This is a genomic window from Streptococcus oralis Uo5 (assembly GCF_000253155.1).
Classification (GTDB): domain Bacteria; phylum Bacillota; class Bacilli; order Lactobacillales; family Streptococcaceae; genus Streptococcus; species Streptococcus oralis_L.
In genome coordinates this window covers 977,706-996,301 of record NC_015291.1, presented here as the reverse complement: position 1 = coordinate 996,301, position 18,596 = coordinate 977,706, and the positions used below count along the sequence as shown (strand labels likewise).

15 protein-coding genes are annotated in these 18,596 nt (G+C 42.2%); 12 read left to right on the top strand and 3 right to left on the bottom strand.

Annotated elements, in window-relative coordinates; genetic code table 11:
* Positions 1–204: 204 nt before the first annotated feature.
* The 7 genes from SOR_RS04975 (at position 205) to SOR_RS04945 (ending at position 7,758) form a co-directional block, all read left to right on the top strand.
* Complete coding sequence (locus SOR_RS04975; protein ID WP_041170811.1) at positions 205–1,665, top strand: aminotransferase class I/II-fold pyridoxal phosphate-dependent enzyme; 1,461 nt, start codon at positions 205–207, stop codon at positions 1,663–1,665.
* Positions 1,666–2,526, top strand: a complete 861-nt coding sequence (gene speE, locus SOR_RS04970; protein WP_000366713.1) for a polyamine aminopropyltransferase — start codon at positions 1,666–1,668, stop codon at positions 2,524–2,526.
* Positions 2,523–3,782 (top strand): saccharopine dehydrogenase family protein, encoded by a 1,260-nt coding sequence (locus SOR_RS04965; RefSeq protein WP_000088680.1) that lies wholly within the window; start codon positions 2,523–2,525, stop codon positions 3,780–3,782. Before speE ends, SOR_RS04965 begins: the two co-directional genes overlap by 4 nt.
* The gene (nspC, locus tag SOR_RS04960) at positions 3,782–4,909 is read left to right on the top strand and encodes a carboxynorspermidine decarboxylase (protein ID WP_000764387.1); all 1,128 of its coding nucleotides are present in this window, start codon (positions 3,782–3,784) and stop codon (positions 4,907–4,909) included. Before SOR_RS04965 ends, nspC begins: the two co-directional genes overlap by 1 nt.
* Positions 4,906–5,991: an agmatine deiminase gene (gene aguA, locus SOR_RS04955; protein WP_000969470.1), complete on the top strand. Its 1,086-nt coding sequence runs from the start codon at positions 4,906–4,908 to the stop codon at positions 5,989–5,991. Before nspC ends, aguA begins: the two co-directional genes overlap by 4 nt.
* Before the next feature lie 9 nt (positions 5,992–6,000).
* A complete protein-coding gene (gene aguB, locus SOR_RS04950) occupies positions 6,001–6,876 on the top strand; it encodes an N-carbamoylputrescine amidase (RefSeq protein ID WP_001246736.1) in 876 nt (291 codons plus the stop codon).
* A 144-nt stretch (positions 6,877–7,020) separates the two neighbouring features.
* Positions 7,021–7,758, top strand: coding sequence for a TraX family protein (locus SOR_RS04945; protein ID WP_000759204.1), 738 nt, complete (start codon positions 7,021–7,023; stop codon positions 7,756–7,758).
* Positions 7,759–7,803: 45 nt separating this feature from the next.
* Here SOR_RS04945 and SOR_RS04940 read toward each other — a convergent pair whose 3' ends face one another.
* Positions 7,804–8,613, bottom strand: coding sequence for a Cof-type HAD-IIB family hydrolase (locus SOR_RS04940; RefSeq protein WP_000593595.1), 810 nt, complete (start codon positions 8,611–8,613; stop codon positions 7,804–7,806).
* A 146-nt stretch (positions 8,614–8,759) separates the two neighbouring features.
* Between SOR_RS04940 and SOR_RS04935 the strand changes: the two genes are divergently transcribed.
* From SOR_RS04935 to SOR_RS04915, 5 genes are all read left to right on the top strand, one after another.
* Complete coding sequence (locus SOR_RS04935) at positions 8,760–9,221, top strand: MarR family winged helix-turn-helix transcriptional regulator (RefSeq protein ID WP_001136805.1); 462 nt, start codon at positions 8,760–8,762, stop codon at positions 9,219–9,221.
* Positions 9,214–9,633, top strand: coding sequence for an EVE domain-containing protein (locus SOR_RS04930; RefSeq protein WP_001138488.1), 420 nt, complete (start codon positions 9,214–9,216; stop codon positions 9,631–9,633). The genes SOR_RS04935 and SOR_RS04930 overlap by 8 nt, the downstream gene beginning before the upstream one ends.
* 106 nt (positions 9,634–9,739) lie before the next feature.
* The gene (gene rexB, locus SOR_RS04925; protein WP_000772384.1) at positions 9,740–13,015 is read left to right on the top strand and encodes an ATP-dependent nuclease subunit B; all 3,276 of its coding nucleotides are present in this window, start codon (positions 9,740–9,742) and stop codon (positions 13,013–13,015) included.
* Entirely contained in the window at positions 13,012–16,665 is a 3,654-nt protein-coding gene (gene addA, locus SOR_RS04920) for a helicase-exonuclease AddAB subunit AddA (protein ID WP_000802714.1), read from the top strand. Before rexB ends, addA begins: the two co-directional genes overlap by 4 nt.
* Positions 16,666–16,682: 17 nt before the next feature.
* Positions 16,683–17,861, top strand: a complete 1,179-nt coding sequence (locus tag SOR_RS04915) for a hypothetical protein (RefSeq protein ID WP_001130898.1) — start codon at positions 16,683–16,685, stop codon at positions 17,859–17,861.
* Between the two features lie 33 nt (positions 17,862–17,894).
* On the opposite strand, the gene SOR_RS04910 is transcribed toward SOR_RS04915, so the two are convergent.
* Together SOR_RS04910 and mazE are read right to left on the bottom strand one after the other, a co-directional pair.
* Positions 17,895–18,251 (bottom strand): type II toxin-antitoxin system PemK/MazF family toxin, encoded by a 357-nt coding sequence (locus SOR_RS04910; RefSeq protein ID WP_000560808.1) that lies wholly within the window; start codon positions 18,249–18,251, stop codon positions 17,895–17,897.
* Positions 18,235–18,450 carry a type II toxin-antitoxin system PemI/MazE family antitoxin gene (mazE, locus tag SOR_RS04905; RefSeq protein WP_001098942.1) on the bottom strand — a complete coding sequence of 72 codons (216 nt, stop codon included), beginning with the start codon at positions 18,448–18,450 and terminating at the stop codon, positions 18,235–18,237. Before mazE ends, SOR_RS04910 begins: the two co-directional genes overlap by 17 nt.
* Between the last annotated feature and the right edge of the window lie 146 nt (positions 18,451–18,596).

Sequence of the window (18,596 nt, the reverse complement as noted above, 5' to 3'; positions counted from 1 at the left end):
GTCATCTTGTGAAACGATCAATAAAGTACGTAATATTTGCTACTAGAGAGTTAGGAAACATCAGGAACAGACATACTCAACAGAAACCAAAATACACACGTCAGAAGATTGCAGAGCAGGTGAAAACCTGCTCTTTTTTCATAAGTCAACCTTTAGTCGCCTTTATCTTCTTGAGGCACTAAAAATATGGTAAAGGAGTATGTCTTGAAGAAGTTAGATCAAAACCAAGCCCCAATTTATGAGGCCTTGGTGAAGTTACGCAAGAAAAGGATTGTTCCCTTTGATGTGCCAGGTCACAAGCGTGGGCGGGGAAATCCGGAACTTGTCGAACTGTTAGGGGAAAAATGTGTTGGCATTGATGTCAATTCGATGAAACCCTTGGATAATCTTGGTCATCCCATTTCGATTATTCGTGATGCGGAAGAATTGGCTGCAGATGCTTTTGGAGCAGCCCATGCCTTTCTCATGATTGGTGGAACAACTTCATCGGTGCAGACTATGATTCTTTCCACCTGCAAGGCGGGAGATAAGATTATTCTGCCACGTAATGTTCATAAATCTGCTATCAATGCGCTGGTTCTATGTGGTGCCATTCCCATCTATATCGAGATGAGTGTAGATCCTAAAATCGGAATCGCTTTAGGTCTTGAAAATGACCGTGTTGCACAGGCCATTAAGGAACATCCAGATGCTAAAGCTATCCTAATCAACAATCCTACTTACTATGGGATTTGTTCAGACCTCAAGGGTTTAACGGAAATGGCTCATGAAGCTTGCATGATGGTTTTAGTAGATGAAGCCCATGGAGCGCATTTGCATTTTACAGATAAATTGCCACTATCCGCTATGAATGCTGGGGCGGATATGGCAGCCGTTTCTATGCATAAGTCTGGCGGAAGTTTGACTCAGAGCTCCATCCTTCTTATCGGGGAGCAGATGAATCCTGAGTACGTTCGTCAGATTATCAACCTGACCCAGTCTACATCTGCCTCTTACCTACTTATGGCTAGTCTAGATATTTCTAGACGAAACTTAGCCCTTCGTGGCAAAGAGTCTTTTGAGAAAGTCATTGAGCTATCCGAGTACGCTCGTCGTGAAATCAATGCTATCGGTGGTTACTATGCCTACTCAAAAGAGTTAATAGACGGAGTGTCGGTCTGTGATTTTGACGTGACCAAGCTGTCCGTTTATACTCAGGGTATTGGCTTAACAGGGATAGAGGTTTATGACCTCTTGCGAGACGAATACGATATTCAGATCGAGTTTGGGGATATTGGCAATATATTGGCCTATATTTCAATCGGTGACCGCATCCAAGACATTGAGCGTCTGGTTGGTGCTTTGGCGGATATCAAGAGACTCTACTCGAGAGATGGGAAGGACTTGATTGCTGGAGAATATATTCAACCCGAGTTGGTCCTGTCTCCTCAGGAAGCCTTTTATTCAGAGAGAAGAAGTTTGACCTTGGATGAGTCTGTTGGACAGGTCTGTGGGGAATTTGTCATGTGTTATCCTCCAGGAATTCCAATCCTAGCACCAGGTGAACGCATTACACGAGAAATTGTGGATTATATCCTGTTTGCCAAGGAACGTGGTTGCTCCCTCCAAGGAACGGAAGATCCAGAGGTCAATCACATTAATGTTATTGAGAGAAAGGAGAACTAGATGGATTTATGGTTTTCTGAAGTTCATACTCCAGATGTGAAACTGTCCCTGAGAACAGCCAAGCAACTCTACGCTGGTAAGAGTGAATGGCAGGATATAGAAGTCTTAGACACGCCAGCTTTTGGAAAGATATTGATCTTAAATGGGCATGTCTTGTTTTCAGATGCAGATGATTTTGTTTACAATGAAATGACCGTCCACGTACCCATGGCTGTCCATCCTAATCCAAAGAAAGTATTGGTTATTGGGGGTGGCGACGGCGGTGTTGCCCAAGTATTAACGCTCTATCCTGAACTGGAGCAAATCGATATTGTGGAACCAGATGAGATGTTGGTTGAGGTCTGTCGTGAGTATTTCCCAGATTTTGCTGCGGGGCTAGATGACCCTCGTGTTACCATTTACTATCAAAATGGACTACGATTTTTGAGAAACTGTGAGGATGATTACGATATCATTATCAACGATGCGACAGATCCATTTGGACATACGGAAGGGCTCTTTACCAAGGAATTTTACGGTAACAGTTACAGAGCTCTCAAAGAAGATGGCATCATGATCTATCAGCATGGGAGTCCCTTCTTTGACGAGGATGAGTCAGCTTGCCGAAGTATGCACCGCAAGGTCAATCAAGCATTTCCAATCAGTCGGGTTTATCAGGCCCATATCCCAACCAGTCCAGCGGGCTATTGGTTGTTTGGATTTGCATCGAAAAAATACCACCCTGTCAAAGATTTTGACAAGGAAGGCTGGAAAAAACGCCAGCTTTTCACAGAATACTATACTGCAAACTTACATGTGGGAGCCTTTATGTTGCCCAAGTATGTTGAGGACATTTTAGAAGAAGAGGAAGGAAAAAAATGAGTCGTTTACTAATTATTGGATGTGGGGGCGTTGCCCAAGTTGCTATTTCAAAGATTTGCCAAGATAGCGAAACCTTTACAGAGATTATGATTGCTAGCCGTACCAAGTCAAAATGTGATGACTTGAAGGCTAAACTGGAAGGTAAAACAAGTACAAAGATTGAGACAGCTGCCCTTGACGCTGACAAGGTTGAAGAAGTGATTGCCTTAATTGATAGCTACAAACCAGAAGCTGTTTTGAACGTAGCTTTACCATATCAAGATTTAACAATTATGGATGCTTGCTTGGCAACAGGTGTCCACTATATCGATACCGCCAACTATGAGGCTGAGGACACAGAAGACCCAGAATGGCGTGCCATTTATGAAAATCGCTGCAAGGAACTTGGTTTTACAGCTTACTTTGACTACTCATGGCAATGGACATATCAGGAGAAATTCAAAGAAGCGGGCTTAACTGCTCTTCTCGGTTCTGGTTTCGACCCAGGTGTGACCAGTGTCTTTTCAGCTTATGCTCTCAAACACTATTTTGATGAAATCCACTATATCGACATTTTAGACTGTAATGGTGGTGACCACGGTTATCCATTTGCAACAAACTTTAACCCAGAAATCAACCTCCGAGAGGTTTCTGCGCCAGGTTCTTACTGGGAAGATGGAAAATGGGTCGAAGTCGAAGCTATGTCTATCAAGCGTGAGTATGATTTCCCTCAAGTTGGACAGAAAGACATGTATCTCCTTCACCATGAAGAAATTGAATCATTGGCCAAGAACATTCCCGGTGTCAAACGGATACGTTTCTTTATGACCTTTGGCCAATCTTATCTAACGCACATGAAATGCTTGGAAAATGTCGGACTCCTTCGTACGGATACCATTAACTTTAACGGTCAAGAAATTGTACCGATTCAATTCTTAAAAGCCTTGCTACCTGATCCTGCTAGCCTTGGCCCACGCACTGTTGGAAAAACCAATATTGGATGTATCTTTACAGGTGTCAAAGATGGTCTTGAGAAGACTATCTATATCTACAATGTTTGTGACCATCAGGAATGTTACGCAGAAGTTGGTTCACAGGCAATTTCATACACAACAGGAGTTCCAGCCATGATTGGGACAAAATTAGTGATGAATGGTACTTGGAAACAACCTGGAGTTTACAACCTTGAAGAATTGGATCCAGATCCATTCATGGAAGCTTTGAATGAGTACGGCTTGCCTTGGGTTGTGGTAGAAAACCCGCAAATGGTGGACTAATGAAGTTAGAACAAGTACCCACACCAGCCTATGTCATTGACTTAGGAAAATTAGAAGCCAATTGCCGTATTTTACAGCAAGTTCAGGAAGAAGCGGGCTGCAAGGTTTTACTGGCCCAGAAGGCTTATTCTCTTTATAAAACCTATCCCTTAATTAGCCAGTATCTCTCTGGTACAACGGCTAGTGGTCTCTATGAGGCTAAACTAGCACGAGAAGAGTTCCCAGGGGAAGTCCATGTCTTTGCGCCAGCTTTCAAGGAATCAGATATGGAAGAGTTACTTCAGATATCAGATCATATCGTCTTTAATTCGGAGAGACAGTTGCGTAAATACGGTTCTCGTTGTCGAGAGGCTGGTATCAGTGTTGGTTTGCGCCTCAACCCTCAATGTTCAACTCAAGGAGATCACGCGCTCTATGACCCTTGTGCTCCGGGATCTCGGTTTGGAGTTACTTTAGACAAGATACCGAGTGATTTGCTGGACTTAGTAGATGGTCTTCATTTTCATACCCTTTGTGAGCAGGGGGCAGATGATTTAGAAACAACTTTGAAAGCTGTAGAAGCGCAGTTTGGACCTTATTTATATAAGGTCAAATGGCTCAATATGGGTGGAGGACACCACATAACGAGAGAAGACTATGATGTGGATTTGCTGATTTCTGAAATCAAGCGTATCCGAGAAACTTACAATCTTGAAGTCTATATCGAGCCGGGTGAAGCTATTGCGCTCAATGCGGGTTATCTAGCAACGGAGGTATTGGATATTGTAGAAAACGGTATGGAAATCTTGGTTTTAGATGCCTCTGCAACCTGCCATATGCCTGATGTACTTGAGATGCCCTATCGTCCACCTTTGAGAAATGGATTTGAGGCTCAGGAAAAAGCCCATACCTATAGACTTTCTTCCAATACCTGTCTGACGGGTGATGTGATAGGCGATTATAGCTTTGAGAATCCAATCCAAATCGGTGATAGACTTTATTTTGAAGATATGGCTATTTACTCTTTTGTAAAAAATAATACCTTTAACGGTATTGGCTTGCCAAGTCTCTATCTCATGGACGAGCGAGGTGACTGCAGCTTGGTCAAAGCCTTCAGCTATCAAGACTTTAAAGGGAGATTATCATGATGGACAGTCCAAAGAAATTAGGCTACCGTATGCCGGCAGAGTATGAACCACACCATGGCACCATCATGATCTGGCCGACTCGACCAGGTTCATGGCCCTTCCAAGGAAAGGCTGCCAAAAGAGCATTTAGCCAAATTATCAAAACCATAGCCGAAGGGGAAACCGTTTATCTCTTGGTGGAGCAGGACTATCAATCTGAAGCCCAATCCTATCTCGGAGACAAGGTCGTTTATCTAGATATTCCTACCAATGATGCCTGGGCCCGTGATACTGGTCCGACTATTCTCGTCAATGATAAAAGAGACAAGTTGGCAGTCGATTGGTCTTTCAATGCCTGGGGTGGAGCAGTCGATGGTCTTTATCAAGATTATGAAGATGATGACCAAGTAGCTAGTCGTTTTGCTCAGGCCTTGGAAATGCCTGTTTACGAAGCTAAACCTTTTGTACTGGAAGGTGGCGCGATACACAGCGATGGTCAAGGAACCATTCTCGTGACTGAAAGCTGCCTTCTGAGCGCTGGTCGCAATCCTTATCTCAGTAAAGAGGAAATCGAAAACACCTTATTAGAGTGCCTTGGCGCTGAAAAAGTTATCTGGCTTCCTTATGGTATTTATCAGGACGAAACCAATGAACACGTTGACAATGTTGCAGCCTTCGTTGGTCCTGCAGAGCTTGTTCTAGCTTGGACAGACGACAAAAGTGATCCTCAGTATGCTATGTCTGCAGCCGACCTTGAGATTTTAGAAAAGGAAACGGATGCAAAAGGTCGCACTTTCACTATTCATAAGCTTCCTATTCCAGCTATTCGTCAGGTTGTCACTAAGGAGGATTTACCAGGTTATACCTATGAAGATGGGGAAGAGGAGCGTTATGAGGGCGAGCGTCTTGCAGCTTCCTATGTCAATTTCTATATTGCCAACAAGGCTGTCTTAGTTCCACAGTTTGAGGATGTTAACGACCAAGTAGCCCTAGATATTCTCAGCAAGTGTTTTCCAGACCGTAAAGTTATCGGAATACCAGCCAGGGATATTCTCTTAGGTGGTGGCAATATCCACTGTATCACCCAACAAATCCCAGAATAGGAGAAAAAGATGAGAAATGTAAGAGTTGCAGCCATTCAGATGCAATGCGCTAAGGATGTGGCAACAAATATCCAAACCGCAGAGCGTTTAGTACGTCAGGCTGCAGAACAAGGCGCACAAATTATTCTTTTACCCGAATTGTTTGAACGTCCCTATTTCTGTCAGGAGCGTCAGTATGACTACTACCAATATGCCCAGTCAGTGGAAGAAAATACAGCCATTCAATATTTTAAATCGATTGCTAAGGAACTAGAAGTTGTTTTACCGATCAGTTTCTATGAAAAAGATGGCAATGTCTTGTATAACTCTATTGCTGTCATTGATGCTGATGGGGAAGTGGTGGGCGTTTATCGGAAGACCCACATACCAGATGACCATTATTATCAAGAAAAGTTTTATTTTACGCCTGGTAACACTGGCTTCAAGGTCTGGGATACTCGCTACGCTAAAATTGGGATCGGCATCTGTTGGGATCAATGGTTCCCCGAAACAGCGCGCTGTCTTGCATTGAATGGTGCTGAATTGCTCTTTTATCCAACAGCTATCGGTTCGGAACCTATTTTGGATACAGACAGTTGTGGTCACTGGCAACGTACTATGCAAGGGCACGCAGCAGCAAATATTGTTCCAGTCATTGCAGCCAATCGTTACGGTTTGGAAGAAGTCTCTCCTAGTGAGGAAAATGGTGGACAGAGTTCCAGTCTTGACTTCTACGGTTCGTCCTTTATGACGGATGAAACAGGAGCTATTTTAGAGAGAGCTGAAAGACAAGGAGAAGCAATTCTGTTAGCGACCTATGACCTTGACAAGGGAGCAAGTGAACGCCTCAACTGGGGACTGTTTCGAGATAGAAGACCAGAAATGTACCAACGAATTACGGACTAGATGGTAAATTTCATAATAAACTTTTGATATTCACGCCTGTCTTACAAAAATGTAAGATAGGCTTTTTAAATGTAAGATGGGTGTACGATTATACGTGAAAATGTATGCTATACTCTATGTAGATTAAAAAGAAAGAGGTTTATTATGAAAAAATGGAATGCGACGCAGTTGAAGTACCTGATGGCGGCAGTAATGGTTCTAGACCATATCCCTCATATCACCGGAATCGTTTCTCCTCTGTGGGAAGGTATCTTTCACGCCTTGACCCGTTGTGTAGGAGTTTGGTTTGCCTATATGGCTATGGAAGGATTCATTCATACTCGGAATTTGAAAAACTACCTCATCCGCCTTTGGAGTTGGGCGATTATCATGTTTGCTGGAAATAGCCTACTAAATGCCCTATTTGCATCCAAAGGAGTAATGGTAAATAACAACATTTTCCTGACTTTGGCCATCGGTGTCACCATGCTTTGGATTGGTTTTCCCAGAAAAGAGTTGGATAAAAAGGAGAAGTTGTGGCGTCGGATTGGAGTTGCTGGGCTCTTGATTTTCGGTTGTCTTTTTACTGAGGGTGGTATTACTATGCTACCATTTCTCTTGATTAGTTACTCTTGTCGAAATCGCAAGGGATTGCGAAATCTCCTATATGCTTTTCTCTGGGCCTTTCTGTTAGTGACTTCCATCCAAATTTACGACACTTGGCACCAAACACTGGGAATGATGCTTTTCAATTCTGACTGGCTCTTTGTCACCGTCTTTCCTTTTATGGCCTTGTATAATGGACAGCGAGGAAAAGAAACCAGTTGGAGTAAATATTTTTTTTATATTTTCTACCCAGCTCATTTATGGATTATTACCCTGATTGCTTATTGGGTTAAGTAGTAAAAAAGCAAATAGCAGTAATTTCTGTCTATTTGCTTTTCTTTTTTATAAAATATACTTCTCAATGGCACGTGCAACACCATCTTCTTCATTGCTGGTTGTGACGTCATTGGCTAAGGATTTGACATGGTCGCTAGCATTTCCCATAGCAATGCCAAGTCCTGCAAACTGGAGCATTTCGATATCGTTATTAGCATCACCCATGGCCATAATTTCTGAGGGCTCGATCTTCAAAATCGCAGCTAGTCGAGAAAGAGCAGTAGCCTTGGTAGTTCCAAGTGGCATGGCTTCATAAATGACAGGCTGCGAACGAACGCCGCTAAAACGTTGGCAGAGCTCCTCAGCAAAGCGTTGCTCAAAATCGTCTGTTTGTTCTTTGTTGCCCAAAAACATGCCTTGGAACATACGATATTTACCACTGGTGGCTTCCTCAAGTGAAATTTCAGTCAGGTCTGAAAAGACTAGTTTTGCATCATTTTGAACGATTTCATTTGGCTTGCCACCAAGAACAAAATAATGTTCTTCATCAAAGAGAGTCAACTGGACGTCGCTTTTTTCAGCTAGGTCATAGAGGTATTCAATATCAGCTGGGCTGAGTTCTTGCCAGTCCACTAGACTCCAGTCACTGGTCTGGTGAGTTGAACAACCATTATTGACGATGACGTACTCGTTCTGGAGGTCAAGACCTAGTTTTTTATAGTAGGGGAGGACACCGAAAAGAGGGCGACCTGTACAGAGAACCAGTTTGACACCTTTTTCAATGGCTTGGTGAATGGCAGTAATGTGGGCTTGAGGGATTTCCTTGGCTTCATTGAGGAGGGTTCCATCCATATCCAAGGCTAGTAGTTTAATCATAAGACTTCCTTTTCTATGTGTTTTGCTTTTATTATAGCATATAGACTATAAAATGTCTGACAGAATTGTAAAATTCGGCTTTCCTTTTCTTGAAAAACAAAATAAATTCTTATATAATATGTATACTTAATATTTAAGGAGAAAAAATGCCACAATATCAGTTTAATTCAATTTATAAAAACGATGAAACAGAGTCTACAGGTCTTCTTTTCATTAAAGTTTACAACAAATGGGAAAGTAATTTAAAAAGAGTTTTGAAATCGGTTGGCCTCACTTTGCCTCAATTTATCGTTTTAACCTCGCTCTTGTTTTTGAACAATAGAGAGGAATATGTAACGCAAGTTGATATTGCTCGTTTCACCGGTATGGATGTCATGACGGTTTCCCAGATTGTTAGACTACTGGAGAAGAAGGACTACATTAGACGTGATCAACATCCAAAGGATAGTCGGGCAAAACTGGTCTCAGTGACGAAGTCTGGCGCGGAGAAGGTCAATCAAGCTTTACCCTTAGTAGAAGGGATTGATGAAAAATTTTTTGAAAAACTATCTAACGATAGAGAATGTTTTAATCGTATGTTAGTAGTGCTGGAGGATAAAAATGCCTAGATATTGGGTCGGAGTTGTTTCAAAGAACCATGTTTTAAGAGGAGTTGAGGGAAATTTTTGTCAGGTCTGTCATGGAAAGGGAGGCCCCTTAAATCGTATGAAAAAAGGTGACTATCTTTTATACTATAGTCCAAAATACGATATGAATGGTCAAGATAAGTTACAGGCTTTTGTGGCCGTAGGTAAAATTATAGATGACAAAGCCTATCAAGTAGAGCAATTTGAAGGATTCTTTCCCTTTAGACGAAATGTCGAGTATTATCTACCAGTCAAAGATTGTTCCATAGAAATAGCTAGACAACATCCTGAATGGAGAGACTATACTTCTCGACTTCGTTATGGACATTTTGAAGTTTCCAAAGACTTTTTCCTCCATATTTTTCAGCATATGAAAATGGATGATGAAGTATGATTGATTTGCTAGTTAAATGATTATCAACAAGAATTTTGGATTTGGACTGTGAAGCGAACTTTGCTATAATAGAGTAAGAAACTTTGATAAAGCAAACGAGGCTGAGATGAAATTACTTTATACTGATATTCGGACTTCTTTGACAGAAATCTTGACCAGAGAGGCAGAAGAGCTAGTTGCTGGGGGCAAGCGGGTCTTCTACATCGCCCCCAACTCTCTTTCATTTGAAAAAGAACGCGCCGTGCTGGAATGCTTGTCCCAGCAGGCTTCTTTTGCGATTACCGTCACGCGTTTTGCTCAGATGGCTCGTTACCTGGTTTTAAATGATTTGCCTGCCAAGACCAGTCTTGATGATATCGGGCTTGGGATGGCTTTTTATAAATGTCTTGCAGAACTCGATCCTAAAGAATTGCGAGTTTATGGTGCCATTAAGCAGGAACCTCAATTTATCCAGCAGTTGATTGAACTTTATCATGAGATGACGACTGCTCAGATGAGTTTTTTGGACTTGGAAAGTTTAACAGATGAGGATAAGCGAGCGGATTTACTCTTGATTTTTGAGAAAGTGACTGCCTATCTCAATCAAGGTCAGTTGGCTCAGGGAAGTCAGTTGGCCCATTTGATTGAGGCTATTGAAAATGGCAAGGTAAGTAGTGATTTTAGTCAGCTTGCTCTGGTCATTGGCGGTTTTACCCGTTTTTCCGCCGAAGAAGAGCGTGTAGTGGATCTGCTCCATCGAAAAGGTGTCGAGATTGTCATTGGTTCTTATGCAAGTAAGAAGGCCTATACCAGTCCTTTCGCTGAAGGGAATCTCTACCAAGCCAGTGTAGAATTTCTTCATCATTTGGGGGCAAAATACCAAACACCTGCTCAGGATCGTTCTCAGACTCATGAGAAGATAGATAGTTTTGACAAAGCCTCTCGTTTGCTGGAGTCTTCTTATGACTTTTCAGAGCTGACTTTGGAGATCGATGAGAAGGACCGAAAAAACCTGCAAATCTGGTCTTGTTTGACACAAAAGGAAGAGTTGGAATTAGTAGCCCGTAGCATTCGTCAGAAATTACATGACCATCCAGAACTGAGTTACAAGCATTTTCGCATTCTCTTAGGGGATGTGGCTTCTTACCAGTTATCACTGAAAACCATTTTTGACCAGTACCAGATTCCTTTCTATCTTGGTAGAAGTGAATCCATGGCTCACCACCCTTTGACTCAGTATGTCGAATCTATTTTGCGTTTAAAACGCTACCGTTTCCGTCAGGAGGATTTGATTAATCTCCTCAGAACTGGTCTATATACTGACCTTAGCCAAGCGGATATTGATGCTTTTGAGCAATATCTCCGCTATCTTGGTATCAATGGCTTGCCAGCTTTTCAGCAGACCTTCACAAAATCTCACCACGGAAAATTTGATTTAGAGCGTTTAAATGCTCTTCGTCTGCGAGTTTTGGAGCCACTTGAAACCATATTTGCCAGTCGAAAACAAAAGGCTGAAAATCTCTTGCAAAAGTGGAGTATTTTTCTAAAAAATACTGCTTTAAGCAAGCAAATGCAAGACTTGACAGCTACTATGGAAGCTCTAGAACAGGAAAGACAAGCTGAAGTTTGGAAAGCCTTCTGCCATGTTTTAGAACAATTTGCGACGGTTTTTGCTGGTTCACAAGTTAGTCTGGAGGACTTCCTGGCCTTGCTTCATTCTGGGATGAGCCTTTCTCAGTACCGTACTATTCCAGCAACAGTGGACACAGTTCTGGTGCAGAGTTATGATCTGATTGCCCCTCTGACCGCTGACTTTGTCTACGCTATTGGGCTGACTCAGGATCATTTACCAAAAATTGCGCAAAACACCAGTCTTTTGACAGACGAAGAAAGACAAAATCTAAACCAAGCGACTGAAGAGGGAGCGCAATTACTGATTGCAAGTAGCGAAAATCTCAAGAAAAATCGCTATACCATGCTTTCTTTAGTCAATGCTGCTCGTAAGCAGTTGGTGTTATCCGCTCCAAGTCTTCTCAATGAAAACGAAAGCAAGGAATCTGCTTATCTTCATGAACTGGTGAGTTTTGGATTTAGAAGAAGAGAAAAGACAATGAACCATAAAAATCTTAGCAAAAAAGATATGGGTTCATATCACAGTCTCTTGTCTAGTCTGGTTGCCTACCATCAGCAGAGCGAGACGAATGATACTGAGCAAGATTTGACCTTTGTTAAGGTTCTGGCGCGTGTGATGGGTAAAAAACTAGATCAAAAAGGCCTTACAAATCCAGCACTCCCAACTAGCCCAAGCAGCAAGCCATTAGAGAAAGAGACCTTGCAGGCTCTCTATCCCGCTGACAAAGAGTTTTACCTGTCTACGTCTGGTTTGACTGAGTTTTACCGCAATGAATACAGTTATTTTCTCCGTTATGTCTTAGGTTTGCAGGAAGAATTGCGGCTTCGTCCAGATGCTCGCAGTCACGGGAATTTCTTGCACCGCATTTTTGAGCATGCCTTGAAACTACCTGCTGAAAATCCATTTGACCAGCGTTTGGAGCAAGCTATTAAGGAAACCAGTCAAGAACGGGAATTTGAAGCCATTTATCAGGAAAGTTTGGAAGCTCAGTTTACCAAGGAAGTTCTGGTTGATGTCGCGCGGACAACTGGTCATATCCTTCGTCATAATCCAGCCATCGAAACCATCCAAGAGGAAGCAACATTTGGTGGCAAGGATCAAGCCTTTATTCAATTGGATAATGGTCGCAGTGTCCATGTGCGTGGCAAGGTTGACCGAATCGACCGTTTGAAAGCTGATGGAGCACTGGGAGTGGTAGACTACAAGTCTAGTTTAACTCAGTTCCAGTTTTCGAATTTCTTTAATGGCCTCAATTCCCAACTGCCAACCTATCTTGCTGCCCTTAAGGGAGAAGGAGAGCAAAACTTTTTCGGTGCTATGTACCTAGAAATGGCTGAACCTGTCCAATCTCTGTTGAACGTTAAGAGTTTGGCTGGAGCAGTAGCAGAAGCCAGCAAGTCAATGAAATACCAAGGGCTCTTTTTAGAAAAAGAAAGCAGTCATTTGGGTGAGTTTTACAGTAAAAATAAAGCCAACCAGCTGACTGATGAGGAGTTTCATCTCTTGCTAGACTACAATGCACATCTTTATAAGAAAGCAGCAGAGAAGATTTTAGAAGGACAGTTCGCCATCAATCCATACACAGAGAACGGCAGAAGTATTGCCCCATACGTCCAGCAACATCATGCAATTACAGGATTTGAAGCCAATTACCATTTGGGTCAAGCACGTTTCCTAGAAAAGTTACACCTAGCGGATGGCAAACGACTGGTCGGAGAAAAACTCAAGCAAGCTTGGTTTGAGAAAATGAGAGAGGAGTTGAATCGATGAAGCCCATTTCCTTTTTTACTGAGGAAGAAATTCAAAAACTGCAAGAAGCAGAAGCGAGTTCGAGCAAGGAACAGAAGAAAACAGCCGAGCAAATCGAAGCCATATATACTGCAGGGCAAAATATTCTGGTCTCAGCGTCTGCTGGTTCAGGGAAAACCTTTGTCATGGCAGAACGTATTTTGGATCAATTAGCGCGTGGTGTCGAAATTTCTCAACTCTTTATCTCGACCTTTACCGTCAAGGCTGCTACTGAACTTAAGGAACGTTTGGAGAAAAAAATTAGCCAACAAATCCAAGAAAGTAACGATGTTGATCTCAAACAACACTTGGGACGTCAGTTGGCAGACCTGCCAAACGCTGCCATCGGAACCATGGACTCTTTCACACAAAAATTCCTTGGCAAACATGGCTATCTGATTGATATCGCACCGAATTTCCGTATTCTACAAAATGAAAGTGAACAGTTACTCTTAAAAAACGAAGTTTTTCATCAGGTTTTTGAAGCCCATTACCAAGGTGAAAATAAAGAAAACTTTAGTCGCTTGGTCAAGAACTTTGCTGGACGAGGTAAGGATGAACGAGGTCTGCGCCAGCAAGTCTACAAAATCTATGATTTTCTTCAATCCACCAGCAGTCCACAAAAATGGTTGAGTAACTCTTTCCTCAAAGGATTTGAAACAGCTGACTTTGTAATTGAAAAAGACAAACTAACTGAGCAAATAAAGCAGGCGCTTTGGGACTTGGAAAGTTTCTTCCGTTATCATCTGGATAACGATGCCAATGAGTTTCCAAAAGCTGCCTATTTAGAAAATGTGCAGCTGGTTCTGGATGAAATTGGCTCCTTAAATCAAGAGTCCGATAGCCAGGCTTATCAAGCTGTGCTTGCGCGTATTATCGCCATCTCTAAGGAGAAAAATGGTCGATCTCTAGCTAACTCCAGTCGTAAGGCCGATTTGAAGCCACTGGCTGATGCCTATAACGATGAGAGAAAGGCCCAGTTTGCTAAACTAGGACAACTGGCGGACCAGATAACCATTCTCGACTATCAAGAACGTTATCATGAAGATACTTGGGAGCTAGCTAAAACCTTCCAAACCTTTATGAGTGATTTTGTGGAGGCTTATCGTGAATGTAAACGCCAAGAAAATGCCTTTGAATTCGCTGATATCAGTCATTTCACCATTGAAATTTTAGAGAATTTCCCACAAGTCCGCGAGGCTTATCAGGAGAGATTCCACGAAGTCATGGTTGATGAGTATCAGGATACCAACCACATTCAAGAACGAATGCTGGAATTGCTGTCGAATGGTCACAATCGCTTTATGGTGGGAGATATCAAGCAGTCCATCTACCGTTTCCGTCAGGCAGATCCCCAAATTTTCAATGAAAAATTTCAACGCTATGCGCAAAATCCTAAAGAGGGTAAGTTGATACTCCTCAAGGAAAATTTCCGTAGCAGTTCAGAAGTGCTGTCAGCAACCAATGATATTTTTGCACGCCTTATGGACCAAGAGGCCGGCGAAATCAACTATGACAGTATGCACCAGCTTGTTTTTGCCAATACCAAACTGACTCCCAATCCAGACAACAAGGCAGAATTTCTCCTCTACGATAAGGGAGACAGCGGGCAAGAGGAGGAAGAGAGCCAAACAGAAACGAAACTCACTGGGGAAATGCGTCTGGTCATCAAGGAAATCCTGAAGCTTCATCAGGAAAAAGGCGTTACCTTTAAAGAAATAGCCCTTTTGACTTCCAGTCGCAGTCGAAATGACCAGATTCTACTTGCCCTGTCTGAGTACGGAATTCCAGTTAAAACCGACGGTGAGCAAAACAATTACCTCCAATCCCTAGAAGTACAAGTTATGCTGGACACACTGCGTGTCATTCACAATCCCCTGCAAGACTATGCCTTGGTTGCTCTGATGAAGTCTCCTATGTTTAGTTTTGACGAGGACGAGTTGGCACGCTTGTCCCTTCAGAAAGTAGAAGATAAGGTCCAAGAAAATCTCTATGAGAAACTGGTCAATGCTCAAAAACTGGTAACAAACCAGAAAGAGTTAATTCATACAGCTCTAGCTGAAAAACTAAATCAATTCATGGATATTTTGGATTCTTGGCGCTTATATACCAAAACTCACTCTCTCTATGACTTGATTTGGAAGATTTACATCGACCGTTTTTATTATGACTATGTTGGGGCTTTGCCGAACGGACCTGCTAGACAGGCCAATCTCTATGCCCTAGCGCTACGTGCTGACCAGTTTGAAAAGAGTAATTTCAAGGGCTTGTCGCGTTTTATACGTATGATTGACCAAGTCCTAGAAGCCCAGCACGATCTCGCAAGCGTAGCCGTCGCACCGCCTAAAGATGCCGTGGAACTTATGACCATTCACAAGAGCAAAGGATTGGAATTTCCTTACGTCTTTATCCTCAACATGGATCAGGACTTCAACAAGCAAGACTCGATGTCAGAAGTTATTCTCAGTCGTAAAAATGGGCTTGGTGTCAAATACATTGCCAAGGTAGAAACAGGAGCAGTGGAAGCACACTATCCTAAAACCATCAAACTCTCCATTCCTAGCCTAACTTATACGCAGAATGAAGAAGAGCTGCAATTGGCTAGCTATTCAGAGCAGATGCGTCTGCTGTATGTTGCCATGACACGGGCTGAGAGAAAGCTTTATCTTGTCGGTAAGTGCTCTCGTGAAAAACTGGAAGCCAAGGAATATCCAACAGCTGAAAACGGAAAACTAGATAAACATACCAGACTTCAAGCTAAGAATTTCCAAGATTGGATATGGGCGATTAGTAAAGTATTTGCTAGAGACAATCTCAACTTTAGCTATCGTTTTGTTGGTGAAGACCAGTTGACTAGAGAAGCTATTGGTCAGTTGGAAAACAAGAGTTCTCTACAAGATAGATCTCAAGCAGACAATCGCCAGTCAGAAACCATTAAAGAAGCTTTGGAAATGCTGAAAGAGGTGGAAGTTTATAATACTCTTCACCGTGCAGCCATTGAGCTACCTAGTGTTCAAACCCCAAGCCAAATCAAGAAATTCTACGAACCTGTTATGGATATGGAAGGTGTTGAGATTGCAGGTCAAAGTCAGTCAGTAGACAAGAAAATCAGCTTTGATTTACCAGATTTTTCAACTAAAGAAAGGGTGACAGGAGCTGTGATTGGTAGTGCAACCCACGAACTGATGCAGAGAATTGACCTTAGTCAGCAACCAACACTTGCCACTCTGACAGAAACTCTCAAACAAGTTCAGACTAGTCCAGCTGTTAGAAAAAAGATCAATCTTTCTAAAGTCCTAGCTTTCTTTGACACACCACTTGGTCAGGAGATTCTCGCTAATACTGACTATCTCTATCGTGAGCAACCTTTTTCCATGCTCAAATGGGACCAAAAGAGTCAGGGAGACTTTGTTGTTCGTGGAATCTTGGATGGCTATCTGCTTTATGATGATAGAATCGTTCTTTTCGACTATAAGACAGACCGCTATGATGAGCCAAGTCAACTCATTGAACGCTATCGTGGGCAGTTAGCGCTCTACGGAGAAGCTTTATCACGAGCCTATTCGATTGAAAATATTGAAAAATACTTGATCTTACTTGGCAAAGACGAGGTTCAGGTTGTAAAAGTATAATCTAGAAAGGAAACCTCATGCCACTTCCAGTTAGAAAATCTCTGCACGATGCGGTTTTACAGGCTTCAAAAGCCGATACTTGGGATCAAGCTACCAAGGAATGGAATGAAGTTTCCTTGATTTTTAATGGCATTGGTCGTAGTAATTGCGTCTGTGGGAATGCCATTAAATACGCCTACGAACTCTTTAACGGAGTTACAGGTCAACGCCTCTTTCCGATTGGCAGCGATTGTGTTCGTCATTTTCATCGACTGACTTTAGACCAGCAACTGGCAGAGGAAGAAAAACTACTCAGAAAAGTTGAAAACCTAACTAGAAAAGCTCAGAAAAAGGGAAAAATCAAGGTCAATAAAGTCGATTTTGACGAACGACTTCTAAAATGGTTTTGGGAAAAAGGTGTTTTCAAAGCCAATCGTGGCAATCAATTTGCACCTGAGAAAGATTACCAGCTTTTCCTAGAAGTCTTTCAAGGTGGAAGTTGGACCAAGGCAGACCCCAAAAAGAAGGCGCGTCTGGAAGAAGTCCTTGAAAAGTGTATCAAACCCTTTCTACTTGGGAAATCTGATGATCAACTCTACCTTATCAAGCTAGGTAAGGAGAAAATAGACTACGAGCAGCATTTACGGATTCAGGCAGAGAAAGAACGTAAGAAAAGAGATAAAATCGCCAAGCAATACGCTGACAATCTCATCCTAGCCATGGGGCCCGCTGAACGCGCCTATCAAGATTATTTTGGCTTTACAGAAACTCTCACCCAAGAAGAACGAAAGTGGGAAAAAATCCTCTTTGGTAAGAATAGAGAAGAACGGGCTATCAAGGCTAAACAAAACCAGAAAGAGCTGGAAAAAGATCAGCGGATTGCAAATCAAGATCCCATTGAACGAAAGCAGAAGCAGACTTGGCTTCTTAATTCCTATTTTCGGGATTTGCCTGATGAAAAATCCAGATTTTCTCGGCTTCTATTAGAATATCGAAAAAGTGGAGAAGTACGCTTTTCAGATGAATACTTATCTGAGCATCTCATCGATTTTTTCTACAAGATGAAAGCCTTTGAGTTTGAAATTGCACCAGAACAAGTCCGCGATTTTCTAACAGAATGCCTTCAGGCAGAACATCTATCATCTGCACAAGAAAGCTGGATTAGAGGGATTTTGACAAACTGCCTTCACCCATTTTTAGATAGGTTACTCATATAGAAAAAATCCTACCTTGTCTATGCATGGTAGGATTTAAGTATCACCAAATATGTACTGGTAAAGTTGGACGACTTTCTGAAAACATTGTGTGTCCATTCTTGTTATTTTTTGAGCATTACGCATCCGAAAATCAAAGGTATACAGTTGAAATGGATTGACAGCGCCATCTACCTTGTCCGATGAGACAGGAACGAGCAAGCCTTTTTCTGCCAAACGACGTTGGCCGTGAGTGATAGGACAGACAGCCACAAATCCAGTTTGCAAGGCATATTCTCTCCTAGAAACTACCAAGGCAGGTCGCCTTTTCTGAATCTCCCGACCGACTGATGGATCAAAGTCCAGCCAAATGATATCCTGCTTTTCAGGAATATACTCAGATTTCGCTATCAAGTGATCTTACCCCTTCAAAATCATTTGTCATTCTCAAATCAGTAATCCCATCAAAAGGATCTTTCAGTTTTGGAGCTAAGACAATGACTCCGTCAATCCCTTTGTAGACAACCATTTCTTGACCTTCTGTCATACCTAAATTTTTAGGAATGGTCACAGTGAGAGAATTCCCTACCTTCCGAGTCTTTACTGTATTCATTGCTCTACCTCCACGAATTAGTATACACTAAGTATATACCTGTTAGCAAAAAAAGTCAAGTAAATCCTGACTGGCATCAAGGATGTTTCGCACCTATACTATTTGTCATTTATTGTGGTCAAAGCCTGTGCAAAAGTTCCTCATTT

Bases quoted from the DNA above. Each gene is read 5' to 3' on its own strand.
- addA (WP_000802714.1), top strand. From the start codon at position 13,012: ATGAAGCCCATTTCCTTTTTTACTGAGGAAGAAATTCAAAAACTGCAA.
- rexB (WP_000772384.1), top strand. From the start codon at position 9,740: ATGAAATTACTTTATACTGATATTCGGACTTCTTTGACAGAAATCTTG.
- aguA (WP_000969470.1), top strand. From the start codon at position 4,906: ATGATGGACAGTCCAAAGAAATTAGGCTACCGTATGCCGGCAGAGTAT.
- SOR_RS04930 (WP_001138488.1), top strand. From the start codon at position 9,214: ATGCCTAGATATTGGGTCGGAGTTGTTTCAAAGAACCATGTTTTAAGA.
- SOR_RS04915 (WP_001130898.1), top strand. From the start codon at position 16,683: ATGCCACTTCCAGTTAGAAAATCTCTGCACGATGCGGTTTTACAGGCT.
- SOR_RS04945 (WP_000759204.1), top strand. From the start codon at position 7,021: ATGAAAAAATGGAATGCGACGCAGTTGAAGTACCTGATGGCGGCAGTA.
- SOR_RS04965 (WP_000088680.1), top strand. From the start codon at position 2,523: ATGAGTCGTTTACTAATTATTGGATGTGGGGGCGTTGCCCAAGTTGCT.
- mazE (WP_001098942.1), bottom strand. From the start codon at position 18,450: ATGAATACAGTAAAGACTCGGAAGGTAGGGAATTCTCTCACTGTGACC.
- SOR_RS04935 (WP_001136805.1), top strand. From the start codon at position 8,760: ATGCCACAATATCAGTTTAATTCAATTTATAAAAACGATGAAACAGAG.
- nspC (WP_000764387.1), top strand. From the start codon at position 3,782: ATGAAGTTAGAACAAGTACCCACACCAGCCTATGTCATTGACTTAGGA.
- speE (WP_000366713.1), top strand. From the start codon at position 1,666: ATGGATTTATGGTTTTCTGAAGTTCATACTCCAGATGTGAAACTGTCC.
- SOR_RS04940 (WP_000593595.1), bottom strand. From the start codon at position 8,613: ATGATTAAACTACTAGCCTTGGATATGGATGGAACCCTCCTCAATGAA.
- aguB (WP_001246736.1), top strand. From the start codon at position 6,001: ATGAGAAATGTAAGAGTTGCAGCCATTCAGATGCAATGCGCTAAGGAT.